The sequence below is a fragment of the Streptococcus oralis genome, from assembly GCF_003943415.1.
GTDB lineage: Bacteria > Bacillota > Bacilli > Lactobacillales > Streptococcaceae > Streptococcus > Streptococcus oralis_BJ.
In genome coordinates this window covers 307,288-332,880 of sequence record NZ_RJPK01000002.1, presented here as the reverse complement: position 1 = coordinate 332,880, position 25,593 = coordinate 307,288, and the positions used below count along the sequence as shown (strand labels likewise).

At 43.9% G+C, this 25,593-nt stretch carries 19 protein-coding genes; 13 read left to right on the top strand and 6 right to left on the bottom strand.

What is annotated here, in order from left to right:
* The 6 genes from dltC (at window position 1) to D8801_RS04280 (ending at window position 5,101) form a co-directional block, all read left to right on the top strand.
* Complete coding sequence (gene dltC, locus D8801_RS04305) at window positions 1-240, top strand: D-alanine--poly(phosphoribitol) ligase subunit DltC (RefSeq protein ID WP_000351970.1); 240 nt, start codon at window positions 1-3, stop codon at window positions 238-240.
* Window positions 233-1,501, top strand: a complete 1,269-nt coding sequence (gene dltD / locus D8801_RS04300) for a D-alanyl-lipoteichoic acid biosynthesis protein DltD (RefSeq protein WP_125848111.1) — start codon at window positions 233-235, stop codon at window positions 1,499-1,501. Before dltC ends, dltD begins: the two co-directional genes overlap by 8 nt.
* 141 nt (window positions 1,502-1,642) lie before the next feature.
* A complete protein-coding gene (gene adcR / locus D8801_RS04295) occupies window positions 1,643-2,083 on the top strand; it encodes a zinc-dependent transcriptional regulator AdcR (protein ID WP_001249328.1) in 441 nt (146 codons plus the stop codon).
* Window positions 2,083-2,787: a metal ABC transporter ATP-binding protein gene (locus tag D8801_RS04290; protein ID WP_001269483.1), complete on the top strand. Its 705-nt coding sequence runs from the start codon at window positions 2,083-2,085 to the stop codon at window positions 2,785-2,787. Before adcR ends, D8801_RS04290 begins: the two co-directional genes overlap by 1 nt.
* Window positions 2,780-3,586, top strand: coding sequence for a metal ABC transporter permease (locus tag D8801_RS04285; RefSeq protein ID WP_000950023.1), 807 nt, complete (start codon window positions 2,780-2,782; stop codon window positions 3,584-3,586). The genes D8801_RS04290 and D8801_RS04285 overlap by 8 nt, the downstream gene beginning before the upstream one ends.
* A 9-nt stretch (window positions 3,587-3,595) precedes the next feature.
* Window positions 3,596-5,101, top strand: coding sequence for a zinc ABC transporter substrate-binding protein AdcA (locus tag D8801_RS04280; protein WP_084975941.1), 1,506 nt, complete (start codon window positions 3,596-3,598; stop codon window positions 5,099-5,101).
* A 56-nt stretch (window positions 5,102-5,157) separates the two neighbouring features.
* Here D8801_RS04280 and D8801_RS04275 read toward each other — a convergent pair whose 3' ends face one another.
* The 5 genes from D8801_RS04275 to arcA all read right to left on the bottom strand — a co-directional run bounded on the left by D8801_RS04275 (window position 5,158) and on the right by arcA (window position 11,663).
* Complete coding sequence (locus D8801_RS04275) at window positions 5,158-6,486, bottom strand: dipeptidase (protein ID WP_000219480.1); 1,329 nt, start codon at window positions 6,484-6,486, stop codon at window positions 5,158-5,160.
* 22 nt (window positions 6,487-6,508) lie between these two features.
* Window positions 6,509-8,020: a YfcC family protein gene (locus tag D8801_RS04270; protein WP_084925391.1), complete on the bottom strand. Its 1,512-nt coding sequence runs from the start codon at window positions 8,018-8,020 to the stop codon at window positions 6,509-6,511.
* Between the two features lie 97 nt (window positions 8,021-8,117).
* Window positions 8,118-9,065, bottom strand: a complete 948-nt coding sequence (gene arcC / locus D8801_RS04265; RefSeq protein WP_125848109.1) for a carbamate kinase — start codon at window positions 9,063-9,065, stop codon at window positions 8,118-8,120.
* Between the two features lie 293 nt (window positions 9,066-9,358).
* Window positions 9,359-10,375 carry an ornithine carbamoyltransferase gene (gene argF / locus D8801_RS04260; protein ID WP_084974640.1) on the bottom strand — a complete coding sequence of 339 codons (1,017 nt, stop codon included), beginning with the start codon at window positions 10,373-10,375 and terminating at the stop codon, window positions 9,359-9,361.
* A 58-nt stretch (window positions 10,376-10,433) separates the two neighbouring features.
* Window positions 10,434-11,663, bottom strand: a complete 1,230-nt coding sequence (gene arcA / locus D8801_RS04255) for an arginine deiminase (protein ID WP_000094626.1) — start codon at window positions 11,661-11,663, stop codon at window positions 10,434-10,436.
* A 755-nt stretch (window positions 11,664-12,418) separates the two neighbouring features.
* Here arcA and D8801_RS04250 point away from each other — a divergent pair.
* Window positions 12,419-14,098, top strand: a complete 1,680-nt coding sequence (locus D8801_RS04250; RefSeq protein ID WP_185758498.1) for an alpha-L-fucosidase — start codon at window positions 12,419-12,421, stop codon at window positions 14,096-14,098.
* Window positions 14,099-14,134: 36 nt separating this feature from the next.
* On the opposite strand, the gene D8801_RS04245 is transcribed toward D8801_RS04250, so the two are convergent.
* Window positions 14,135-16,222, bottom strand: coding sequence for a GH92 family glycosyl hydrolase (locus D8801_RS04245; RefSeq protein ID WP_125848105.1), 2,088 nt, complete (start codon window positions 16,220-16,222; stop codon window positions 14,135-14,137).
* A gap of 171 nt (window positions 16,223-16,393) precedes the next feature.
* On the opposite strand from D8801_RS04245, the gene D8801_RS04240 reads away from it, so the two are divergent.
* From D8801_RS04240 to D8801_RS04215, 6 genes are all read left to right on the top strand, one after another.
* On the top strand, window positions 16,394-17,674 hold the full coding sequence (locus D8801_RS04240; protein WP_125848104.1) for a glycoside hydrolase family 125 protein: 1,281 nt from the start codon (window positions 16,394-16,396) through the stop codon (window positions 17,672-17,674).
* A gap of 55 nt (window positions 17,675-17,729) precedes the next feature.
* A complete protein-coding gene (locus tag D8801_RS04235) occupies window positions 17,730-20,375 on the top strand; it encodes an alpha-mannosidase (protein ID WP_125848102.1) in 2,646 nt (881 codons plus the stop codon).
* A gap of 99 nt (window positions 20,376-20,474) precedes the next feature.
* Window positions 20,475-21,344 (top strand): ROK family protein, encoded by an 870-nt coding sequence (locus D8801_RS04230; RefSeq protein ID WP_125848100.1) that lies wholly within the window; start codon window positions 20,475-20,477, stop codon window positions 21,342-21,344.
* Window positions 21,338-23,218 (top strand): beta-N-acetylhexosaminidase, encoded by a 1,881-nt coding sequence (locus D8801_RS04225; protein WP_125848098.1) that lies wholly within the window; start codon window positions 21,338-21,340, stop codon window positions 23,216-23,218. Before D8801_RS04230 ends, D8801_RS04225 begins: the two co-directional genes overlap by 7 nt.
* A gap of 116 nt (window positions 23,219-23,334) precedes the next feature.
* On the top strand, window positions 23,335-24,450 hold the full coding sequence (locus D8801_RS04220) for a DUF4767 domain-containing protein (protein WP_125848096.1): 1,116 nt from the start codon (window positions 23,335-23,337) through the stop codon (window positions 24,448-24,450).
* Window positions 24,451-24,659: 209 nt separating this feature from the next.
* Window positions 24,660-25,589, top strand: a complete 930-nt coding sequence (locus D8801_RS04215) for an ABC transporter permease (protein ID WP_125848094.1) — start codon at window positions 24,660-24,662, stop codon at window positions 25,587-25,589.
* The last annotated feature ends 4 nt before the right edge of the window (window positions 25,590-25,593 follow it).

Genomic DNA, 25,593 nt, shown 5'->3' with positions numbered 1-25,593 from the left:
ATGGATATCAAATCAGAAGTTATTGAAATTATTGATGAGTTGTTTATGGAAGATGTTTCTGACATGATGGATGAAGATCTTTTTGATGCCGGTGTCTTGGATAGTATGGGGACGGTTGAATTGATTGTTGAGATTGAAAACCGTTTTGACATTCGTGTTCCAGTGACGGAGTTCGGTCGTGATGACTGGAATACAGCTAATAAAATTGTAGAAGGTATTGCGGAGTTAAAGAATGCTTAAACGCTTGTGGCTGATCTTCGGGCCTATCTTCATCGCTGGATTTTTGGTTCTTCTACTCATCTTTTTTTATCCAAGTACAACAAGCCATAATCTGACGGAGGAGAAGTACTCTGCAGCTTCCATCAGTAGAGAAAGTTTTAAAGAGAGAAGTCAAAAAGTGAGGGCGCTAACGGATCCCAATATGCGTTTTGTCCCTTTTCTAGGGTCAAGTGAATGGATTCGATTTGATAGTGTCCATCCAGCTGTTTTAGCAGAAAAATACAATCGTCCCTATCGCCCGTACTTTATGGGTCAGGCAGGAGCGGCCTCGCTTAATCAATATTTTGGTTTGCAGCAGATTCTGCCAGAAATCGAGGAAAAGCAGGCGGTATTTGTCATCTCTCCTCAGTGGTTTACAGAGACGGATTATGAACCCGCAGCGTTTCAGAGATTCTTTAATAGCGACCAGTTGACAGCTTTTTTGGAAAATCAATCTGGGGATATCTCGGCTAAGCATGCTGCGACGCGTTTGTTGAAGCAGAACCCGAGTGTGGCATTGAAAGGCATCCTTCAAAAGCTTTCAAAAGGAGAGGACTTGTCAGATGCTGATCGACTTATCATCAACGTCTTTGCACGATTCAATGAAAAGCAGTCCTCTCTTTTTGGTCAATTTTCCATTCGGGGGAAACTCAAGTACAAAGAACATGTGGAAAACTATTTAAAAGATCTTCCTGATCAGTTTTCTTATGACGCTTTAGAAGAAATTGCCCGTAAGGATGCAGAGGCAAATACGACCAATAACGATATGGGGATGGAGAATCATTTCTACACGTATGAGGTCAAAAAAGACTTAAAAAAATGGGAAGGGTATCAAAAAAATTATAACTTCCTAAAGTCGTCTGAATACAATGATTTGCAGCTGGTTCTCAATCAATTTGCCAAATCAAAAGTCAATGTGCTCTTTGTTATCCAGCCCGTCAACAAGAAATGGATGGAATACACAGAACTCAGTGAAGAAATGTATCAACATGCAGTGGAGAAAATTCGTTACCAGTTAGAAAGTCAAGGCTTTACCAATATTGCTGACTTTTCTAAAAAAGGAGGAGAACCTTACTTTATCAAGGATACCATCCACTTAGGCTGGTTGGGTTGGCTGGCTTTTGATAAGGTTGTGAATCCCTTCTTGACGGATCCGAAACCAGCTCCAGACTACAAGATAAATGACCGTTTCTTTAGTAAGGACTGGGCGACCTATGATGGAAATATCAAAGATTTCCAATAACAAATCAAAAGAGTTCAAGTGTGAAATGTGCTCTCATGTTCTCCCTTGACTCTTTTTTGATTTGTGATATAATTAACCAGTAAAGAATCGGTGGCTATCTATGCTTTTTTACGAAAAAGATAGCTAGGGAAGGAGTAACACATGAGACAGCTTGCACAGGAAATCGATAACTTTTTAAACGAGGTGATCTTGAGATCTGAGAACCAGCATGAAATTCTGATCGGGCATTGCACGAGTGACGTTGCCTTGACCAATACTCAGGAACACATCCTCATGCTCTTGTCAGAAGAATCCTTAACCAACTCGGAGCTAGCCCGTCGTCTCAATGTCAGTCAGGCGGCAGTGACCAAGGCTATCAAGTCTTTAGTCAAAGAGGGTATGTTAGAGACATCCAGAGATCCCAAGGATGCGCGTGTGATCTTTTATCAACTAACAGAGCTGGCTCGCCCAGTGGCAGAGGAGCACCACCACCATCATGAACACACGCTCTTAGCCTATGAACAAGTAGCAAGTCAGTTTACTCCAAATGAACAAGAAGTGATCCAGCGGTTTTTAACTGCTTTAGTAGGAGAAATCAAATAATGCGGTATATTACAGTAGAGGATTTGTCTTTCTATTATGACAAGGAACCTGTCCTCGAGCATATCAACTACAGTGTTGATAGTGGGGAGTTTGTCACCCTGACTGGTGAAAATGGGGCTGCCAAGACAACGCTCATCAAGGCGAGTCTAGGCATCTTGCAGCCAAGATTTGGCAAGGTAACCATCTCAAAGACAAATACTCATGGGAAAAAGCTTAGGATAGCTTATCTTCCCCAGCAGATAGCCAGTTTTAATGCTGGTTTTCCAAGTACAGTTTATGAATTTGTCAAGTCGGGTCGCTATCCTCGAAAGGGCTGGTTTCGTCGCTTGAATGCTCATGATGAGGAACATATCAAGGCCAGTCTAGACTCAGTTGGTATGTGGGAACACCGTGACAAACGAATTGGTTCCCTCTCGGGAGGACAAAAGCAACGAGCAGTTATTGCTCGGATGTTTGCTTCTGACCCAGATATTTTTGTCTTGGATGAGCCGACGACAGGGATGGATGCTGGAAGCAAAAATGAATTTTACGAACTCATGCACCATAGTGCCCACCATCATGGCAAGGCTGTTTTGATGATTACCCATGATCCTGAGGAGGTCAAGGACTATGCGGATCGCAATATCCATCTAGTTCGCAATCAAGACTCGCCATGGCGTTGTTTTAACGTTCACGAAAGCGACCAGGAGGTGGAACATGCTTAGTTTGTTATCTTATGACTTCATGCAGCGTGCCTTCTTGGCGGTCATTGCCATGAGTCTCTTTTCTCCAGTTCTTGGGACCTTCCTTATCTTACGTCGTCAGAGTCTCATGAGTGATACACTCAGTCACGTTTCTCTATCAGGGGTAGCCTTTGGTCTGGTTTTGGGAATTTCTCCAACTATTTCAACCATTGCTATCGTCTTGATCGCTGCGGTCTTTCTAGAGTATCTCCGTACAGTCTATAAGAACTTTATGGAAATCGGGACAGCCATCCTCATGTCTACAGGGCTTGCAGTGTCTCTTATCGTAATGAGTAAGGGGAAAAGTTCGAGCTCCATGAGTTTGGACCAATATCTCTTTGGGTCTATTGTGACTATTAGCCAGGAGCAGGTGATATTCCTCTTTGCCATTGCGGCGGTCGTTTTGCTCTTGACTTTCTTGTTCTTGCGACCAATGTATATCCTGACTTTTGATGAGGACACGGCCTTTGTGGATGGCTTGCCAGTTCGTACTATGTCCATCCTCTTTAACATGGTGACAGGGGTGGCCATTGCCCTTATGATACCAGCAGCAGGAGCTCTTTTGGTGTCGACCATTATGGTCTTGCCAGCTAGTATTGCCCTTCGTTTGGGGAAAAACTTTAAATCCGTTATGCTGCTTGCCAGTGCTATTGGCTTTTTAGGAATGGTGGCAGGGCTCTATATTTCCTACTATGCGGAAACCCCTGCTAGCGCTAGTATCACCATTATCTTTGTAGCCGTCTTTTTGTTAGTCAGTCTACTGAAACGTTTTATCAAATAGGAGAATGAAATGAAAAAAATTAGCTTATTGCTAGCTAGTCTATGTGCCCTGTTTTTAGTGGCTTGTTCCAATCAAAAGCAGGCAGATGGGAAACTCAATATCGTGACAACCTTTTACCCTGTCTACGAATTTACCAAGCAAGTCGCAGGAGATACTGCTAATGTAGAACTCCTCATCGGTGCTGGTACAGAACCTCACGAATACGAACCGTCTGCCAAGGCAGTTGCCAAAATCCAAGATGCAGATACCTTTGTCTATGAAAATGAAAATATGGAAACTTGGGTTCCAAAATTGCTAGAATCCTTGGATAAGAAAAAAGTGAAAACTATCAAGGCGACAGGTGATATGCTCCTCTTGCCAGGTGGTGAGGAAGAAGAGGAAGGGCATGATCATGGCGGTGAGGGTCACCATCACGACTACGATCCCCATGTTTGGTTATCACCAGTTCGTGCCATTAAACTAGTAGAACATATCCGTGATAGCTTGTCAGCAGATTATCCTGATAAAAAAGAGACTTTTGAGAAGAATGCGGCTGCCTATATCGAAAAATTGCAAGCCTTGGACAAGGCCTACACAGATGGCTTGTCTCAAGCGAAACAAAAGAGCTTTGTGACCCAGCACGCAGCTTTCCGATACTTGGCTTTGGACTACGGCCTTAAGCAAGTATCCATCTCAGGTCTCTCACCAGATGCAGAACCATCGGCAGCACGTTTAGCAGAATTGGCAGAGTATATCAAGAAAAATAAGATTTCTTATATCTACTTTGAAGAAAATGCCTCACAAGCCCTAGCTAATACACTCTCAAAAGAAACGGGCGTCAAACTAGACGTGCTCAATCCGCTAGAAAGTCTGACAGAAGAAGCAACCAAGGCCGGTGAGAACTATATCTCCGTGATGGAGAAAAACCTCAAGGCTTTGAAACAAACAACAGACCAAGAAGGACCAGAAATCGAACCAGAGAAGGAAGAAAATACCAAGACAGTTCACAATGGTTACTTTGAGGATGCAGATGTCAAAGACCGTACCTTGAGTGACTATGCTGGCAACTGGCAGTCTGTCTATCCTTTCCTTGAAGATGGTACGTTTGATCAAGTCTTTGACTACAAGGCTAAGTTGACTGGCAAGATGACCAAAGATGAGTACAAGGCCTACTATAGAAAAGGCTATCAGACAGATGTGACTAAGATCAACATCACGGACAACACTATTGAATTTGTTCAAGGTGGCCAAAGCAAGAAATTCACCTACAAGTATGTCGGCAAGAAAATCTTGACTTATAAGAAAGGCAATCGTGGCGTGCGCTTCCTCTTTGAAGCGACAGATGCGGACGCTGGACAGTTCAAGTATGTTCAGTTTAGCGACCACAATATCGCCCTAGTCAAGGCAGAACATTTCCATATCTTCTTTGGAGGTACTAGCCAAGAAGCCCTCTTTGAGGAGATGGACAACTGGCCAACCTACTATCCAGATAAGCTATCTGGTCAAGAAATCGCCCAAGAAATGTTGGCGCATTGATGCAAGAGAAAATCCCGCAAATCTGCGGGATTTTTTTGGTAGAAACGATTATCTGGTTAGGTTGCGAGACGGTAAACCGCCTCTGCGTAGATGTCCATAGCGCGATAAAGATCGTCTAGGACAGCTGCTTCATTTGCCTGATGCTCAGTTTGTTGTGCTCCTGGGAAAAGAGCGCCAAAGGCTACACAGTTTGGCATGGTGCGAGCAAAGGTAGCACCACCTGATGAGAGAGGAGGAGTTTTATCTCCGGTTTTTTCTTGGTAAACTTGCATAAGAGTAGTAACGAGTTGGCTATCTCTTGCGACATAGAGGGGTGCTAGATAGTCAAATTCTTGGTAGTCAAGTTGGTAGTCTTTGGCGCACTGAGTGAGCTGTGTCACCAGTTTCTCCTTATCTGCTAGCACAGGTATACGTATGTCGATCCGAATTTCGGAGCGATCGGGATTGATGGTCAACCCTGCAATATTAAAGGAAAGGGAACCAGACGGTTCATCAGCAACTTCTCCAAATATTTTCAGCCCTTTGCCGTCCTGCCCAGCTTGATCAGCTAGAAAATGGAGGGCAGGGTGGGGTTGGAGAGGTGCGAGTACACTAGCAAGCCGAATGACTGCATTGACACCTTGACTAGCATCTTTGGCGTGTTTAGGTACCCCGAGTACGGTCACGGTTTGGTCTGTGGTTTGGTGATCAAAATTTGCTTCCTTCAACCCCCTACAAACCGCTTCATAAAGAGGACCTTGGTAACTTGCCTTATCTGGTACAACATTAAAGGCACCTCCGACATCGAGCTTGAGATGATCAGAACCGGGGCCATGAAGCTTGACTTGAAGGAGCCCCTTTTCAGCGTATGTCAAAGGAAATGACGAATCCGGTGCAAATCCCATGCTGGCTTGTTCCTCGAGGGTGTTGTAGCGTGCCATACATCTCCAAAGGGTTTCTTCATCCGTACCAAAGATAAAACGTACGCGTTTTTTGAACTGGATACCTTGGTCAAGCAAGCTGTTCACTGCATAGAGAGCTGCCAGTGAAGGCCCCTTGTCGTCTTGTGCCCCTCGTCCGTAGAGTTTTCCTTCTCTGATAGTTGCTTCAAATGGAGGAGATTGCCAATCTGTTAAATCTCCTGCAGGCACAACATCCAAGTGACAGAGGATGGCAAGAAGTTCTCCCTCACCAACCTCTGCATAACCATAATAGCCCTTGGGATCAATATAAGTTTTAAAGCCAAGTTCACGGCAGATTTCCAGCGTCTTTTCTAGAACGTCTTGAATAGCTTGTCCAAAAGGTGTCCCATTTTCCCCTTCTTGGAGGACGGATGGGTAGGAGATGAGAGTCTTTAGACTCTGTATAAAGCTCTGTTTAATGGAGTCAGTGATGTAGACTGTCATTCGTTTTACCTCACACTTTGTTCTAAAGGAATGGTAGGAAGGTGCCTAGGATAAGAAGGAGCATGCTCACGATGACAATAACGACAATGAGTTTAGTAACAAATTTCCACCAAGTTCCTAGACTGATACGGCCGAGCGCGAGAGCCCCCATGACGATACCAGAAGTTGGAGCGACAAGGTTTAGTACACCAGATGCAGATTGATAGGCAGTGATGATGAGACTAGGTTTTACGTTAACGAACTCACCAAGTGGTGCCATGATTCCCATTGTAGCACTAGCAAGTCCAGATGAAGATGGGATAAGGAATGACATAGGAAGGTAGAAGAGGTAGGTCAAAACGATGAAGACCTGAGAAGAGAGACCTTGAAGTCCAACTTCACCCCAGTGTAGAATAGTTGCAGTAATCATACCGTCGTTCATGATAACTTGGATACCACGAGCTACTGCACAAATCAAGGCTACGGTGAGAAGATCTGCTGCACCAGCCATAAAGGTAGAGATAATCTTGCTTTCCTTAAGACCGTAAACAACACCAATAAGAATACCCATCACAGCAAAGAGCATCGCACCTTCTGGGAAGTACCAGCTACCGAATGGTAGAGCAGATGAACCAATAGCTCCACCAATAACAGGGAGACCAATCAACCAATTCTTGAAGTCTTCAAATAGAGTGATGTGCAAGTCTACCCAAGGGATAAAGCTGGCGATCATGATGATGAAAGTCAAGATGAACAAGGCAAGAACATGTTTTTGTTTCTTGTTCAAGACAGATGGAGCATTTTCGTTATCAGTGACATTGAAGTGTTTAAGGTCTTCTTCACGTTGAGAGTAGACAAGTGATTTTGTGGGATCCTTTTGAATCTTTTCTGCATAGCGGTAGACAAAGTAAGTACTAATACCTGTCATAACAAACCAGAAGATGATACGAAGGATGACCCCGTCCATAGATGACACACCTGCGGTATCAGAAGCGATAACAGTAGCAAAGGGATTGAGAGTAGAGGCAAGACAGCCAACTTGAGAACCTAGTAGAATGATGGCAACGGCAGTAATGCTATCAAAACCAACAGCCATCATAACAGGGACAAGGAGTGGGTAAAATGCCATGGTTTCTTCACCCATACCATAAGTTGTTCCTCCAAGGGCAAAGAGGGGCATGAGGATGAGGATCAGCATTTTTTCGCGTCCTTTGTATTTCTTAACAATAGAGGCAATACCAACATCGAGTGTGCCTGTCGCATTGACGACACCTAGGAATCCTCCAACCATGAGGATGAAGAAGGCTACGTCAATAGCGGCTTTAGTTGGTTCGTGACCGAGCATCGCCCGGATTGGAGCCATTAGAATATCGTAAATCCCTTGGGGATTAGAGTCAACAGTTTGATAGGTACCTGCAATGAGGCCACCTGCTTCGTTCGTGTCATACTTACCTGCTGGAATGATCCAAGTCAAGATTGCCATGATAGCAATAATAATGATCAAAACAGTGTAAGATGAAGGCATTTGGAACCTTTTTTTTGTTTTTTCACTCATTTGTTTTTCCTCCTAAACTATGCCACAAAGTATAAAAACGAATGATGTTGGTTTACCTGAGTACTCCTGATTAGAGCTTGTACTTGGGTTAAAATGGCTAGTCTTTAACAATAATTGTTCCGCTTTCGGACTCGATCAAGGCGCCTAGATTACTGAGGGAAGTGATAACAGCCTTGCCTTCTGGGCGGTTGGTTACAAAATCGATAGCAGCTTCGACCTTTGGTAGCATGCTACCCGGTGCGAATTGTCCTTGTTTGATGTATTCTTTTAGTTGACTGACAGTAACGTGTTCAAGTTTTTCCTGGTCTGGTTTATTGTAGTTGACATAAACATAGTCTACGCCAGTAAGGACGATAAAGAGGTCAGCTTCGACGAGTTCTGCTAGTCGTTGAGACGCAAAGTCTTTGTCGATAACGGCTTCGACCCCACGTAAGTAACCGTTTTCATTTTTAACAACAGGGATACCTCCTCCACCTGCTGCGATGACAACTTGACCATTATTGAGCAAGGTGCGGATGCTGTTGATTTCTTTGATGTCGATTGGTTTTGGTGAAGCCACCACTTTACGCCAGCCACGACCGGCATCTTCTTTGAAGGTTGCTCCTGTTTTTTCGCTCTCAGCTTTGGCATCTTCTTCTGAGTAGAATGGACCGATTGGTTTGGTAGGATTGATAAAGGCAGGGTCCGCTTTGTCTACTATAACTTGGGTAACAACAGAAGCGACATTTTTATCAAGTCCTACATCGAGCAATGCGTTATCAAGAGCACATTGTAGCCAAAAACCGATACTACCTTCGGTCATGGCAACCAAAGAATCAAGGGGGAAGGCAGGGTTTTTTTCCGAATCTGCCATCAAGTGTTGAAGCAAGAGATTACCCACCTGAGGACCATTTCCGTGAGTGATGATCAGTTCATCTCCGTTTTGAATCAACTTGACCAGATGACGAGCTGTTTCTACCAGAGCAGCTTGTTGAGCTTGGGCAGATGGGTCAGTGGAGAGGATGGCATTTCCGCCTAAAGCAACGACGACTTTTCTATGAGACATGAGCTCTCCTTTCTTTAATATGGTAAACCTGACAGAACTCCAAGAGCTACAGGCAGGTATGATGATAAAATATGAAGTGGAGGTAGCGTCTTTTCAAAAGACAAATTAGTCATTACTACTAGTAAAAGGGGTTGAACGCATAGCCGACGTTTATCAGAATGAGACTAGGAAGCAGGAAGATGACAAGAGTAAGGTGGCAAATTTGTCAAAGAGGATCCTTGCTTTCTTTCGCTAGAACTGATAAGCTATCATAGCTTTCGTCTCAACCCCTGTGTTGTGTATACGAGTAAGTTTTATACTTTAGGAATGTAGAGATTTCCAAGAGTAGCAGCCATAACAGCTTTGATAGTGTGCATACGGTTTTCTGCTTGGTCAAAGTGACGAGCATACTTGCTGCGGAAGACTTCGTCTGTTACTTCCATTTCCTCTACGCCAAATTTTTCAGCAACATCTTTACCATAGACAGTGTGAGTGTCGTGGAATGCAGGCAAGCAGTGGAGGAAGATCAAGTTTTCATTGTCTGCTTTCTTCACTAAGTCCATATTAACTTGGTAAGGTTTAAGAAGAGCTACACGTTCTGCGAATTTGTCTTCTTCACCCATAGATACCCAAACGTCTGTATAAAGTACATCTGCACCTTTGACAGCTTCGTCTGCATCTTCGGTGATGAGGATGTGTGCACCACTTTCTTTAGCAAATCCTTCAGCCAATTCAACGATTTCTTTTTCTGGGAAGAGTTCTTTTGGTGAGAAGATGTGAACGTTAACACCAAGGATAGCGCCTGTTACGAGCAAGCTGTTGGCAACGTTGTTACGTCCATCACCACAGTATACCAATGTCAAGCCTTCCAAGCGACCGAAGTTTTCTTGAACAGTCAAGTAGTCAGCCAACATTTGAGTTGGGTGCCATTCGTCAGTTAGACCGTTCCATACTGGAACACCTGAGAATTCTGCCAGTTCTTCAACCATACGTTGGCTGAAACCACGGAATTCAATCCCGTCAAACATACGACCCAAAACTTTTGCAGTATCTTCAGTAGATTCTTTTTTACCTAACTGAATGTCATTTGCTCCGAGGTATTCTGGATGAGCACCAAGGTCAATAGCTGCAGTTGTAAAGGCTGCACGTGTACGAGTAGAAGTTTTTTCAAACAGGAGGGCGATATTTTTACCAGCAAGGTAGTGGTGTTGGATATTGCGTTTTTTCAAATCCTTCAAGTGAGCTGAAAGACCGATAAGGTATTCTAACTCTGCGCGAGTAAAGTCTTTTTCTGCTAAGAAGCTGCGTCCTTGGAATACTGAATGTGTCATTCTATTATTTCCTCTTTCTATTTTTTTACATTTTTTATTGACAAATACTGAACAGCGATTATACTTCTTCACGTTCAAATGGCATAGACATACAACGAGGTCCACCACGGCCCCGAACCAATTCACTTCCTCGAATCTTAATCAAGCGAAGCCCGTATTCTTCTAGGATCTTATTGGTAATGGTATTGCGGGCATAAACGACGACTACACCAGGTGCGATAGTCAAAGTGTTGGAACCGTCATTCCATTGTTCACGCGCAGCTGCTACGATATTGCCACCACCGCAACGGATCAAATGAACTTTTTCTACGCCGAGGTTCTTCGCAAGAAGTTCAGCTAAGTCACCTTTTTCTTCAACAATCTTGAGTTTTTCATTTTCATAAGTGACAGAGTACACACGAAGATCGCCTTCGATTTCTGGGTGAATTGTGAACTTGTCATAGTCAACCATGGTGAAGACAGTATCCAAGTGCATGAATTTACGGTTGTTAGCAAATTCAAATGCCAATACTTTCTTGAAGCCAACATTTTTCTTGAAGATGTTCACCAAGAGTTTTTCAATCGAAGCTGCATCTGTACGTTGAGAGATACCTACTGCAAGAACGTCTTTAGAAAGAACGAGCTCATCTCCACCTTCAATACGTGTATCTTCTTCACGGTTGTAGACTAATTCTACTTTTCCACCATAGATTGGATGGTGTTTGAAAATGTATTTACCATAAAGAGTTTCACGGTTACGAGTATCTGCATACATGTGGTTAAGTGATACGGCATTACCAATAGTTGCAAATGGGTCGCGAGTGAAGTAGAGGTTTGGCATTGGGTCGATAGCAAATGGATAGTCTGACTCAACCAAGTCAGTTAAGCCTTTTGCTTCTTCAGGAATTTCTGGCAATTCAACTTTTTGAACCCCTGCCATAGTTTTTTCAACCAATTCTTGGTTGTCCTTGATACCGTGAAGCAATTCACGAATAGCCGCCTTGGTTTGACGACCACGGATGTTAGCTTCGTCTAAATATTCCTCGATAAATTGATCGCGGATTTCTGGGGAAGTCAATGATTCAGCAGCCAATTGCTCTAGGTAAAGGACCTCAATTCCTTCATCACGAAGAGCTTGAGCAAATGCGTCATGTTCTTTTTGAGCATCTTCCAAGAATGGAATGTCATCAAAAAGAAGCCTTTCGAGATAGTCCGGCAACAAGTTTTCCAACTCTTTGCCTGGACGGTGCAACATAACTTTTTTCAGTTTCCCAATTTCTGAGAATACCTGAATTGGATGTGAAGACATGTGTTTTCCTCCTTAAAAATTTTCACGGTGGCACCTTTTTGGTACCGCTTACATTTACGTTATATCATATTCTCAGAGGCGTGTCAATAGTAAAAAATGATTAAAAATTCGGACAAAACAAGGTTTTAGTAGTATTTTATGTTATTATACGATAGCAAAAGGAATTAGAGGAAATAAATGTATAAACTTCTACTATAAAGAATATAATATTTTTTGAAAAAATTATGCTAAATTTCACATTTTAAGAAGAAATGTCCAGATTTTAAGTCATTTCTGAAGAGGAATTGAGAAGAGCAATGGTTGAAAGCCACTTAGAAAATTATATGAAATCTATCAGAAAAGTCTTTCTTCTAGGCCACTTTAAATGTATATTGTACAAATTATAGAATCTTTTCTGAGTATTTAGGGAGACAGCCTTGTCTTATTGACGGTACCTAGATTTTTTGTTATAGTCAACGAGGTAACAACTAGGAAGAAGGACTTATTCACAAGTTGTGGATAAGTCTGGGGAGAGCAGGACATTCAGCTAATATCCTAGAGGGTTCCTGAGAATGGTCCCAGAAACTAGTAACGAGCCAGCTTTCTAGTAGAAATCCTAGTGCAGTGGGGATTTGAGCAGAGTTTGCTGAAGGTGATAGGTTCAAAGTCAAAGAGTCGGAGTCTAGAAAAGCTAGTTTTTAGGCATGTTTTCTTATCCACAAGTTGTGGATAACTTTGTGAACAAGAGAAATAATCAGAGAAAGAGATACGAGATGATGACGAAAATAAAACCTCATGGACCATTACCAAGTCAGGCCCAGCTAGCTTATTTAGAGGATGAACTAGCTGCCTTCATCCATTTTGGCCCCAATACCTTTTATGACCAAGAATGGGGAAGTGGGCAAGAGGATCCCAAGCGTTTTAACCCGACCAAGTTGGATGCGCGTGAATGGGTTCGGATACTTAAAGAAACGGGTTTTAAAAAGCTGATTTTGGTGGTTAAGCACCACGATGGTTTTGTCCTCTACCCGACAGCTTATACAGACTATTCGGTCAAGGCTAGCCCTTGGAGGGGTGGAAAGGGGGACTTGCTCCTCGAGGTTTCCCAAGCTGCAACAGAGTTTGACATGGATATGGGAGTTTATTTATCTCCTTGGGATGCCCATAGTCTCCTCTATCATGTGGACCGAGAAGCGGACTACAATACCTACTATCTGGCTCAGTTGAAGGAAATCTTATCAAATCCTGTCTATGGCAATGCCGGTAAGTTCGCCGAGGTTTGGATGGATGGTGCTCGAGGCGAAGGGGCCCAGCAGGTCAACTATGAGTTTGAGACTTGGTTTGAAACCATTCGTGACTTGCAGGGCGATTGTTTGATTTTCTCAACTGAGGGAACTAGTATTCGCTGGATTGGAAATGAACGGGGCTATGCAGGGGATCCCTTGTGGCAAAAAGTCAAACCAGACCAGTTAGGAACAGAGGCGGAATTAGATTATCTACAGCACGGAGACCCCTCTGGGACGCTATTTTCAATCGGTGAGGCAGATGTATCCCTTCGACCAGGTTGGTTTTACCATGAGGATCAGGATCCCAAGTCTCTCGAGGAATTGATCAAAATCTACTTTCACTCAGTGGGGCGGGGAACCCCTCTCTTGCTCAATATTCCGCCAAACCAAGATGGTCTCCTTGATGTAAGGGATATCCAGCGACTTTATGAATTTGCTGCCTATCGTGATGAGCTTTATAAAGAAGATCTGGCTCTGGGGAGCAAGGTGTCTGGACCGTCTCTCTCAGAAGACTTTGCTTGTTGCCACCTGACAGATGGACGGAAGACCAGTTCATGGGCAAGTGATGCAGAGTTGCCAATCTCATTAGAGCTCGATTTAGGAGCTCCTGAAGCTTTTGATGTGATTGAGCTGAGGGAAGATTTGAAGCTAGGGCAACGCATCGCTGCTTTCCATGTTCAGGTAGAGTTGGATGGTGTTTGGCAGGAGTTTGGATCTGGTTATACTGTTGGCCACAAACGTCTCTTACGAGGATCAGTCGTTGAGGCGCAGAAGATACGCGTGACCATTACAGAGGCACAGGCATTGCCTTTGTTAACTAAGATTTCTCTTTATAAAACTCCTACCTTGTCGAAAAAAGAAGCTGTTCAGCAGCTAGAGTTTTCAGAAAAAAGTCTAGCTGTGACCAAGGGAGAAAATGTCCACTTTACAGTGAGGCGCAGAGAATCTAGCAGTCCTTTAGAAGCTAAGATTTCGATTCAGCCAGGGGCGGGTGTGCATGGTGTTGCTTATCGGGACGAGATTCAAGTTCTTGCGTTTCAAGCTGGCGAGACTGAAAAAAGGCTAACGCTGCCAACCTTGTATTTTGCAGGAGATAAAATCCTTGATTTTTATCTGAATTTAACGCTAGATGGGGAGCTGGTTGACCAGCTTCAGGTCCAAGTTTCATAAAAGAAGAACCTTTGCGCGATGCAAAGGTTCTTTTGGTTATGAGTGATTTGGTAGCCAGCTGAGGATGAAGGTCAGTTGCTCAGCTTTTAAGAGGTCTTGGTGTTGAATGCTAGATACTATGGTCTTGTCCAATCGGCATTCTTTGACAAAGTTGAAATGGCTGTGGTTTTGCTCGGCATGGATATCCAGCCATTTATTTTCCTTAGCCAGGTAGATACGGAGGTGATCAAAGAGAGGGATTCCGAGGTCGTAACTGGGTTTTCCTGGACAGGTCGGATAGAATCCGAGAGCCGACCAGATGTACCAAGCAGAGAGACTACCGTTATCCTCATCACCGGGGTAGGCTTCCCAGCTTGGGTGAAAGGCTTTCTGACGCAGGGTCTTGATGAGAAGAGCAGTGTAGTCAGGGTAGTCGCTGTAGCGGAAGAGATAAGGAATGTGGAAGCTAGGCTGGTTGGAAATGGCGATTTGCCCAAAAGGAGCGGTAGCCATCTCGCTCATTTCATGAATCTCATAACCATAACCCGTCGTTTCAAAGAGGGGAGCGTCCTGACAGGCTTTCAAAAGATAGTGGCTGAAGGCTTCTTTTCCCCCCATGAGTTGACGCAAACCTGGGATGTCATGTAAGACACCTAAAGTCGCTTGAATGGCAGAGCATTCGGCGTAGTCTCGTCCCCAACTATAAGGGGAGAAGTCAGGGCGGAAGTTGCCTTGGCTGTCTCGCGCTCGCATGTAGCCCGTCTCGGCGTCAAAGAGATGACGGAAATTTTGTGAAGAAGTGTTATAAGTGTCAGCAATCTCTGTTTTCCCTAGTTTTTTGGAACAGCTGGCGATACAAAAATCGCTATAGGCATAATCAAGCGTGTGGCTGACACTTTCGTGGTGGTCGGTAGAGAGATAACCTAATTCTTGGTATTGTGCCAAACCGTGACGACCATTGATGCCGAGAGGGTCGGACTTAGTGGCTGTCTCCAACATAGATTGGAGGAGTTCTTCTTCCAAGTCAGGAGCCATTTCCTTGCAGGCACTATCTGCGATAATACCGTCCAATAGAGTCCCTGGCATCATTCCACGTTCATCTGGGGCTAGCCATTTAGGCAGAAAACCAGTATCGCGGTAGCTATTGAGGAAACCTTCTAAAAAGCGGTGATAGTGTTCCGGTATGATAAGAGCAAAGAGGGGGAAGGTGGTGCGGAAGGTATCCCAGAAACCATTGTTGCTAAAGAGGACGCCGGGCTTGACAGTACCAGTAGACAAATCCATGTGGATGGCCTGCCCTGACTCGTTCACCTCATAAAATGTCTGTGGGAAGAGGAAGAGTCTGTAGAGGCAGTGGTCAAAGAAGGTTCGGTCGGCTTCCCCTGTCTCAAGAACATCAAAACGGTGGAGGAGATTTTCCCAGTCTGCTTGGGCATTTGCTTTACAGCTATCAAAGTCCGTTTGAGGTAGATTAAATAGCGCTTGAGAAGGAGAAATAAAAGAAGTTGCTAGCTGAATCTCAGCATGACTGTCTGCGAGTTCAATTCGCCACTCTCCGCTTTCTTGGCAGACAGCAAGAATATCCGTGTTCATTTGTAGAGCAGTAAACAGTATCAACGGATTTTTATTGGTCTCTGTTTTACCTTCTTGTCTCAGGACAAGAGTCCGCTTATCTATTTGTTCTACTGTCAGTTCATCTGTTGCGTGAAGATAGAGGGAGAGGGCCTTGCCTTGCTTTTGCTCTAAGCGGATAGAGGCACCGTAGCAAGTCGGTGTGAGCTGGGTTTCAATCTGATAGCGCAGGGAGAAAATTCTTAGATAATGAGGTTGGAAGCGAGCTTTGTCGATATCATAAGAAGACTGACGGTGGAAGAGACTTTCTCCATTCAGTTTACCTGTGACGGGTGTTATGAGCAACCAAGAATAATCACCAATCCAAGGGCTGGGCTGGTGGGTCAATCGAATCCCCTGAAAAATGGGCAGATGCGGATCGAAAAACCAAGATCCCTCCTGATCACTGGTCTGGGGAACAAAATAATTCATCCCAAAAGGAACGCCTGTGTAGGGCAGGGCATTTCCTCGAGAAAAGGCACGTTTGCTGGCAGTGCCAAAACGAGTATCGATGGTTTCAAGTAGTGGTTTCATAGTCGTTCCTTTAGCTGTTTTTCTACATTATATCAGAAAAAGGGGGGCTTTAGATATGGAGCTCAAAAGAAAGCAATTTTGTAGAGAAATGACTAACATTTGTGTATATATTTTCTGGACTAAAAGCTATATACTGAACATGAAACTTGTTTCAAAGAGGTAAAATTAAAAATGGTTTATTCAAAAGAGATTGTCAGAGAGTGGCTGGATGAAGTAGCAGAGCGTACCAAGGACCATCCGGAGTGGGTGGAGGTCTTTGAGCGTTGCTACACCGACACCTTGGACAATACGGTTGAGATCCTAGAAGATGGTTCAACTTTTGTGCTCACAGGAGACATTCCCGCTATGTGGCTTCGGGATTCGACTGCCCAACTCAGACCCTACCTTCATGTGGCTAAAAGAGATCCTCTCTTGCGTCAGACCATTGCAGGTTTGGTCAAGCGTCAGATGACCTTGGTGCTCAAGGATCCGTATGCCAACTCCTTTAACATTGAGGAGAACTGGAAGGGACACCATGAGACCGACCATACAGACCTTAACGGCTGGATTTGGGAGCGTAAGTATGAGGTGGACTCTCTTTGCTATCCTTTGCAGCTGGCTTATCTCCTCTGGAAAGAGACTGGCGAGACTAGTCAGTTTGATGAGACTTTTATCGCAGCAACCAAGGAAATTCTTCATCTTTGGACGGTAGAACAAGACCACAACAACTCTCCATATCGTTTTGTTCGGGATACAGACCGAAAGGAAGACACACTGGTAAATGATGGCTTTGGACCTGGCTTTGCCGTGACAGGAATGACCTGGTCAGCCTTCCGACCAAGTGATGATTGTTGTCAATATAGCTACTTGATTCCGTCAAATATGTTTGCCGTCGTTGTCTTAGGTTATGTGCAAGAAATTTTTGCAGAACTAGACCTAGCTGATAGCGAGAGTATTATCGCAGATGCTAAGCGTCTCCAGGCTGAAATAAAAGAAGGTATCGAAAACTATGCCTACACCACCAATAGCAAGGGTGAAAAGATTTACGCCTTTGAAGTGGATGGTCTGGGAAATGCCAGCATCATGGATGATCCAAATGTACCAAGTTTGTTGGCTGCTCCCTATCTTGGTTATTGTGCGATTGACGATGAGGTTTACCAAGCAACTCGCCGTACCATTCTGAGTCCTGAAAATCCATATTTCTACCAAGGAGAATACGCTAGCGGTCTCGGAAGTTCTCATACCTTCTATCGCTATATCTGGCCAATCGCCCTTTCTATCCAAGGCTTGACAACAAGAGATAAGGCGGAGAAGAAATTCTTGCTGGATCAGCTGGTTGCCTGCGATGGTGGCACAGGTGTCATGCACGAAAGCTTCCACGTAGATGATCCAACGCTCTACTCTCGCGAATGGTTCTCATGGGCCAACATGATGTTCTGTGAGTTAGTCTTGGATTACTTGGATATTCGCTAGTCAGTTCTTTAGTTAGATAGAAATAAAAATTTAAGTTAGAATGAGGTTTTACTTCATGGAAAATGTTGTCGTACATATTATCTCACATAGTCACTGGGACCGTGAGTGGTACTTGCCTTTTGAAAGCCACCGTATGCAGTTGGTGGAGTTATTTGACAATCTCTTTGACCTTTTTGAAAATGATCCTGAGTTCAAGAGCTTCCACTTGGATGGTCAAACCATTGTCCTTGATGACTACTTGGAAATTCGCCCTGAAAATCGCGACAAAGTTCAAGGTTACATCGATCAAGGCAAACTCAAAATTGGTCCCTTTTACATCTTGCAGGATGATTACTTGATTTCCAGTGAAGCCAATGTCCGCAATACCTTGATTGGTCAAGCAGAATGTGCAAAATGGGGCAAATCCACTCAGATTGGTTACTTCCCAGATACCTTTGGAAATATGGGGCAAGCTCCTCAAATCCTTCAAAAATCAGGCATTCACGTGGCAGCCTTTGGCCGTGGTGTCAAGCCGATTGGCTTTGACAACCAAGTCCTCGAAGATGAGCAGTTTACTTCTCAGTTTTCAGAAATGTACTGGCAGGGTGCAGACGGAAGTCGTGTCCTCGGTATCCTCTTTGCCAACTGGTACAGTAATGGGAATGAAATCCCTGTTGATAAGGATGAAGCTCTGGCCTTTTGGAAACAAAAATTGGCAGACGTGCGTGACTACGCTTCGACCAACCAGTGGTTGATGATGAACGGCTGTGACCACCAACCTGTACAGCGAAATCTGAGCGAAGCCATTCGTGTGGCCAATGAACTCTTTCCAGATGTGACCTTTGTGCATAGTTCCTTTGATGACTATGTCCATGCAGTAGAAAGTGCTCTACCTGAGCAACTATCTACCGTTACAGGTGAGTTGACCAGTCAAGAAACAGATGGTTGGTACACACTTGCCAACACTTCCTCATCACGCATTTACCTCAAACAAGCCTTCCAAGAAAATAGCAACTTGTTAGAACAAGTAGTGGAGCCATTGACTGTCATCACTGGCGGCCACAACCACAAGGACCAGTTGACCTATGCTTGGAAAGTCCTTCTACAAAATGCGCCCCATGATAGTATCTGTGGCTGTAGTGTGGACGAAGTTCACCGCGAGATGGAAACACGTTTTGCCAAGGTCAACCAAGTTGGAAATTTCGTTAAGACCAATCTTCTCAACGAGTGGAAGGGTAAAATCGCAACTCACGAAGCCCAAAGCGACCATCTCTTTACGGTTATCAATACAGGCTTGCATGACAAGGTTGACACTGTCAGCACAGTGATTGATGTGGCGGTTTGTGATTTNAAGGAATTGCACCCAACAGAAGGCTACAAGAAGATGGCAGCCTTGACCTTGCCAAGCTACCGTGTCGAAGACTTGGAAGGGCATGCTGTAGAAGCGAAAATCGAAGATCTGGGAGCTAATTTTGAGTATGATTTGCCAAAAGACAAGTTCCGTCAGGCTCGTATCGCTCGTCAAGTGCGCGTGACAGTACCTGTTCATCTGGCACCACTTTCTTGGACAACCTTCCAATTGCTTGAGGGAGAACAAGAACACCGTGACGGTATTTACCAAAATGGAGTGATTGATACGCCATTTGTAACAGTAAGTGTGGATGAAAATATCACAGTCTACGACAAGACAACTCATGAAGCTTATGAAGATGTTGTTCGCTTTGAAGACCGTGGGGACATCGGAAATGAGTACATCTATTTCCAACCAAAAGGAACAGAGCCTATTTACGCAGAGTTGACAGGTTATGAGGTCTTGGAAAATACAGCTCGTTTTGCTAAAATCTTGCTTAAGCATGAATTGACAATTCCAGTAAGTGCAGACGAAAAATTGGATGCGGAGCAGAGAGGTATCATCGAGTTTATGACGCGTGAAGCTGGGCGCTCAAAAGAATTGACAACCCTTCCTCTGGAAACAGAGATGACCGTCTTTGTTGACAATCCACAAATTCGTTTCAAGACTCGCTTTACTAACACAGCCAAGGATCACCGTATCCGTCTCTTGGTTAAGACACATAACACACGTCCAAGCAATGACTCTGAGAGCATCTATGAGGTGGTGACACGACCAAACAAACCAGCTGCTTCTTGGGAAAATCCTGAAAATCCACAACACCAACAGGCCTTTGTTAGTCTGTATGACGATGAAAAAGGGGTGACAGTGGCCAATAAAGGATTGCACGAGTATGAAATCCTTGGAGATGACACCATTGCAGTGACCATTCTTCGTGCCTCAGGTGAGTTAGGTGACTGGGGTTACTTCCCAACACCAGAAGCTCAATGCTTGCGTGAGTTTGAAGTCGAGTTTACACTTGAATGCCACCAAGCCCAAGAACGCTTCTCAGCCTTCCGTCGTGCCAAAGCCTTCCAAACACCATTCACTAGTCTTCAAGTTGCTAAACAAGAAGGAAGTGTTGCAGCGACTGGCAGTCTCTTGAGCCATGCGGCGCTCAACTTGCCACAAGTCTGTCCAACAGCCTTTAAGGTAGCTGAAAATGAAGAAGGATATGTACTTCGTTACTACAATATGAGTCAAGAAAATGTGCGTATATCAGAACACCAACAAACCATTTTGGACTTACTTGAGCGACCTTATCCGGTTCATTCAGGACTCTTAGCACCACAAGAGATTCGCACAGAATTAATCAAAAAAGAAGACATTTAACAGTTTTAAAGTGTTTGATAACTAATACTATGAGATAGAAAGGAGGGGCGAAAGAGTAAGGACTAACTACTGATTCGCCCCTTTTTACGGTAAAGAACAATGATCATTGCAACCATTGATATCGGAGGGACTGGGATTAAGTTTGCCAGTCTGACTCCTGATGGAAAAATACTAGATAAGACAAGTACTCCAACGCCAGAGAGTTTGGAAGATTTACTGACTTGGCTAGACCAACGCTTGTCAGAGCAAGATTATAGTGGGATCGCTATGAGCGTTCCAGGCGCGGTTAATCAAGAAACAGGTGTGATTGAGGGAATCAGTGCCGTACCTTATATTCATGGCTTTTCTTGGTATGAGGCACTTGCTCATCATCAGCTACCTGTCCATCTAGAAAATGATGCCAACTGTGTTGGGCTTAGTGAATTGCTAGCTCACCCAGAAATTGAAAATGCAGCCTGTGTCGTGATTGGTACAGGAATCGGCGGCGCCATGATTATCAATGGCAAGCTTCACCGAGGTCGCCACGGCTTGGGAGGAGAGTTTGGCTATATGACAACCCTTGCACCAGCAGAAAAGCTCAACAACTGGTCGCAACTAGCGTCAACTGGAAATATGGTGCGATACGTGATTGAAAAATCTGGTCAGACTGACTGGGACGGACGCAAGATTTACCAAGAGGCCGCAGCTGGTAATGCTCTTTGTCAAGAAGCTATTTTGCGCATGAACCGTAATCTGGCGCAAGGTTTGCTCAATATTCAGTATCTCATCGACCCAGATGTCATTAGTCTGGGAGGCTCTATTAGCCAAAATCCAGACTTCATCCAAGGTGTCAAAAAGGCTGTCGATGAATTTGTCGAAACCTACGAAGAATACACGGTCGCACCTGTCATCCAAGCCTGCACCTATCATTCAGATGCCAATCTCTACGGTGCCCTTGTCAACTGGCTACAGGAGGAAAACCAATGGTGACATTTACAGGACTTAGTCCCAAACAAACTCAGGCAATCGACTTACTGACAAAGTATATCTCTTTACCAGATGTGGAAGTTGCAGTCGCTCAGTCTGACCAAGCCTCTATCTCTATCAAGGGTGAGGGAGGCCACTATCAACTGACTTATCACAAACCTCACCAACTTTACCGCGCCTTGTCCTTATTGGCAACAGCTCTAGTAGAAGGTGATAAAGTAGCGATTGAGGAGCAGGCAGCTTATGAAGATTTGGCCTACATGGCAGACTGTTCTCGAAATGCGGTTCTGAATGTGGCTTCTGCCAAGCAGATGATTGAGGTCTTGGCTCTCATGGGCTACTCAACCTTTGAACTTTACATGGAAGACACCTATCAGATTGAGGGGCAACCTTACTTTGGTTACTTCCGTGGCGCCTATTCAGCAGAGGAGTTGCAGGAAATAGAAGCCTACGCCCAGCAGTTTGACATGACCTTTGTGCCTTGCATCCAGACCTTGGCCCACTTGTCGGCCTTCGTCAAATGGGGTGTTAAGGAAGTGCAAGAACTCCGTGATGTGGAGGATATTCTTCTTATCGGCGAAGAAAAGGTTTATGATTTGATTGACGGGATGTTTGCCACTCTATCTAAACTGCAGACTCGCAAGGTCAATATCGGGATGGACGAAGCCCACTTGGTTGGTTTGGGACGCTACCTCATTCTGAACGGTGTTGTGGACCGTAGTCTCCTCATGTGTCAACACTTGGAGCGCGTGCTAGATATTGCTGACAAATATGGTTTCCACTGCCAGATGTGGAGCGATATGTTCTTTAAACTCATGTCAGCAGATGGTCAGTACGACCGTGATGTGGAAATTCCTGAGGAAACTCGTGTCTACCTAGACCGTCTCAAAGACCGTGTGACCTTGGTTTACTGGGATTATTACCAGGATAGCGAGGAAAAATACAACCGTAACTTCCGCAATCACCACAAGATTAGTCAGGATATCGCCTTTGCAGGCGGGGCTTGGAAATGGATCGGTTTTACGCCTCACAACCATTTCAGCCGTCTCATTGCTATGGAGGCCAATAAAGCTTGTCGTGCTAATGACATCAAAGAAGTCATCGTGACGGGTTGGGGAGATAATGGTGGTGAAACTGCCCAGTTTTCTATCCTACCAAGTCTGCAAATCTGGGCAGAACTTAGCTACCGCAATGACCTAGACCGTTTGTCTTCTCATTTCCAGACCAATACAGGTCTATCAGTTGAGGATTTCATGCAGATTGACCTTGCTAACCTCTTGCCAGACTTGCCAGGCAATCTCAGTGGTATCAATCCCAACCGCTATGTCTTTTATCAGGATGTTCTTTGCCCGATTCTTGACAGACACATGACACCTGAACAGGACAAACCGCACTTCGCTCAGGCCGCTGAAACGCTTGCTGAAATCAAAGAAAAAGCTGGGAATTATGCCTATCTATTTGAAACTCAGGCCCAGTTGAACGGCATTTTAAGTAGCAAAGTAGATGTGGGAAGACGCATTCGTCAAACTTATAAAGTCGGTGACAAAGTCAGCTTGCAGCAAATCGCCAGAGAAGAATTACCAAAACTCAGAAGTGAGATTGAAACCTTCCACAAACTCTTTAGTCAACAATGGCTGAAAGAAAACAAGGTCTTTGGTTTGGATACGGTTGATATCCGTATGGGCGGACTCTTACAAAGGATCAAGCGCGCAGAAAGTCGCATCGAGGCTTATCTGGCAGGGCAGATTGACCGCATCGAAGAATTAGAAGTCGAAATCCTTCCATTTAATGATTTTTATGGAGACAAGTATTTCGCAGCCACAACAGCCAACCAGTGGCATACGATTGCGACAGCTTCGACGATTTATACGACCTAGAAATTTATCACAGATAGTTAAACATCTCCTTTTAAATACATGGAGATGTTTTTTTGATTTGGAGATAGGGTAGGAGTATAATGAAGGTATAAAGATAATAGTTTGGAGGTCTGATCATGAAAAAGCTACTACTAGTTCTAGGTGCGAGTGTGCTAGTTTTATCTGCCTGCCATAAATCGACAGAGGATAGAGCACCTAATCCATCAACACCGAGGGAGCAACAAACAAAGGAAGTAACCAACTATTTTCACTACCTAGCGGACTCCTATCAAAAGGCTCTTTCCCACGAAAAAGAATCCAAGGATGCAGCCGTCCAATCACCGATGGCTGCTACGGTTGTAGCCATGGAAGAGCTTCAGTTGTCTAATCCGACTGACCAAGCCTTGATTATGAAGAACTACTCGGATTTTCAGAAGCTAATCCAATACAATGCCGAAAAGTGGGAGGAAGAGTTTGCAAGCTGGGCTTCTTCTATGGGGCAGTCCTATCATAGACTAGAGCATAGAAACTTTGATGAAAAGAATGATCTCATCAAAAAATTAGAAACAACAACTGTCTCTCAGAAAAGTGTCAAATGGAATGTTTTTGGAGTATCGAGTGACAATGCCTATGATTACTTGGTTTTGGATGCCTACTATGACAATCAGGACAAACATTTCTACCTATTTACACTGAAGGATGGGCAAGCACAGGTCTTGCATACCGATAAGACACTGGAAACTATCCCTACTGCAAACTTTGAAGAGACTGAAAATACAGATTTAGCGCAACGTTTTAAGGAGTTTCTTTCCAAAACTAGTGTAACTATAGAGAGCGGGCCAGATACAGATAATAGTTCTTTAATAGACAAGATAAAAAAAGCCATGAAATCTTATTCGGATAGTAAAGGTGAAGTATTCAAGTCAACTAGCCTAGCAACATATGGTCGTTATTATGGGCTTGCAGTCCCGGATCAGATTATGCAATTTGGGCAAGTGGGTGGAATGAATTGTACTTTTAAATGGTATGGCTATATTGCAGGTTCAGGTTCTAGGCAGTTCGACATCCTAGCTTGCTATGTGAATGAAGCAGGGACAGAGGTGATTCTCTTTGGTTACAAGGATGGCAATCCTGCTCTTTTACACACAGAAGGACAGCCGGAGATTGAGAAAAACGAATCAGGGGCTATCATAAATGCTCAGGTTCATTTTGTTGTGTTTCATCATCCAGTATTGGAACAAGTTTTCAATTAGTGAAGAGAAAATACATTTATCGTATGCAGAGTGTTTCTCGTGAAACCTATTTCTTATAAAAAACTTCTCCACATAAAATAATTTGTGGAGTTTTTTCTATAATTAGTAGTTTAACCTAGCCTTCAAATAGGAGTATACTAATGATGTAATCGTTATCAAACCTAAAAATTCAATGAAATCAGTTTTTAGGAATAAAATGGGAGGAAATTATGAAAAAGTTTTCAAAGACCTTGAGAGATAACTGGATTTTTCTCTTGATGGTTTTACCAGGGGCACTTTGGTTGATTCTATTCTTCTACATCCCAGTATTTGGAAATGTGGTCGCCTTCAAAGACTACCATATGAGTGGCGAAGGATTTATCCACAGTATTATGAATAGTAAGTGGGTTGGTTTCGATAACTTTAAGTTCTTATTTAGTTCTAAAGATGCTTTTATTATCACTCGTAATACCGTTCTTTACAACCTTGGATTTATCTTTATCGGTTTGATTGTGTCAGTGGGTATTGCCATCATCCTCAGCGAGCTCCGCTCTAAGAGAATGGTTAAAATCTTCCAAACATCTATGTTATTCCCTTACTTCTTGTCATGGGTTATTATCAGTTTCTTTACAGATGCTTTCCTAAACATCGACAAAGGGGTTATCAACCGTTTCTTGGAAACCATTGGTGTGAAGGGGATTAACTTCTATGCAGACTTGGGTATCTGGCCATATCTTCTCCTTTTCCTAGGTATCTGGAAAGGCTTCGGGTATAGCAGTGTCATGTACTATGCGACGATCATGGGAATTGATCCTACCTACTACGAAGCAGCAACAGTGGACGGGGCTAGCAAGTGGCAACGGATTCGCAATGTAACGATTCCACAGTTGACACCGCTGATAACTGTTTTGACCATCCTTGCAGTCGGAAATATCTTCCGCGCAGACTTCGGTCTCTTCTATCAAATCCCGCACAATGCTGGTCAGCTTTACAATGTAACCAACGTTTTGGATGTATATGTCTTTAATGGTTTGACTCAGACAGCAGATATCGGTATGGCGTCAGCAGCTGGTCTTTATCAGTCCGTTGTCGGTTTGATTCTCGTTATCTTATCAAATATACTTGCAAGACGAGTAGATCCAAATTCAGCACTATTCTAGAAAG

Coding starts and splice junctions, on each gene's coding strand:
- dltC (WP_000351970.1), top strand. CDS start 1: ATGGATATCAAATCAGAAGTTATTGAAATTATTGATGAGTTGTTTATG.
- dltD (WP_125848111.1), top strand. CDS start 233: ATGCTTAAACGCTTGTGGCTGATCTTCGGGCCTATCTTCATCGCTGGA.
- adcR (WP_001249328.1), top strand. CDS start 1,643: ATGAGACAGCTTGCACAGGAAATCGATAACTTTTTAAACGAGGTGATC.
- D8801_RS04290 (WP_001269483.1), top strand. CDS start 2,083: ATGCGGTATATTACAGTAGAGGATTTGTCTTTCTATTATGACAAGGAA.
- D8801_RS04285 (WP_000950023.1), top strand. CDS start 2,780: ATGCTTAGTTTGTTATCTTATGACTTCATGCAGCGTGCCTTCTTGGCG.
- D8801_RS04280 (WP_084975941.1), top strand. CDS start 3,596: ATGAAAAAAATTAGCTTATTGCTAGCTAGTCTATGTGCCCTGTTTTTA.
- D8801_RS04275 (WP_000219480.1), bottom strand. CDS start 6,486: ATGACAGTCTACATCACTGACTCCATTAAACAGAGCTTTATACAGAGT.
- D8801_RS04270 (WP_084925391.1), bottom strand. CDS start 8,020: ATGAGTGAAAAAACAAAAAAAAGGTTCCAAATGCCTTCATCTTACACT.
- arcC (WP_125848109.1), bottom strand. CDS start 9,065: ATGTCTCATAGAAAAGTCGTCGTTGCTTTAGGCGGAAATGCCATCCTC.
- argF (WP_084974640.1), bottom strand. CDS start 10,375: ATGACACATTCAGTATTCCAAGGACGCAGCTTCTTAGCAGAAAAAGAC.
- arcA (WP_000094626.1), bottom strand. CDS start 11,663: ATGTCTTCACATCCAATTCAGGTATTCTCAGAAATTGGGAAACTGAAA.
- D8801_RS04250 (WP_185758498.1), top strand. CDS start 12,419: ATGACGAAAATAAAACCTCATGGACCATTACCAAGTCAGGCCCAGCTA.
- D8801_RS04245 (WP_125848105.1), bottom strand. CDS start 16,222: ATGAAACCACTACTTGAAACCATCGATACTCGTTTTGGCACTGCCAGC.
- D8801_RS04240 (WP_125848104.1), top strand. CDS start 16,394: ATGGTTTATTCAAAAGAGATTGTCAGAGAGTGGCTGGATGAAGTAGCA.
- D8801_RS04230 (WP_125848100.1), top strand. CDS start 20,475: ATGATCATTGCAACCATTGATATCGGAGGGACTGGGATTAAGTTTGCC.
- D8801_RS04225 (WP_125848098.1), top strand. CDS start 21,338: ATGGTGACATTTACAGGACTTAGTCCCAAACAAACTCAGGCAATCGAC.
- D8801_RS04220 (WP_125848096.1), top strand. CDS start 23,335: ATGAAAAAGCTACTACTAGTTCTAGGTGCGAGTGTGCTAGTTTTATCT.
- D8801_RS04215 (WP_125848094.1), top strand. CDS start 24,660: ATGAAAAAGTTTTCAAAGACCTTGAGAGATAACTGGATTTTTCTCTTG.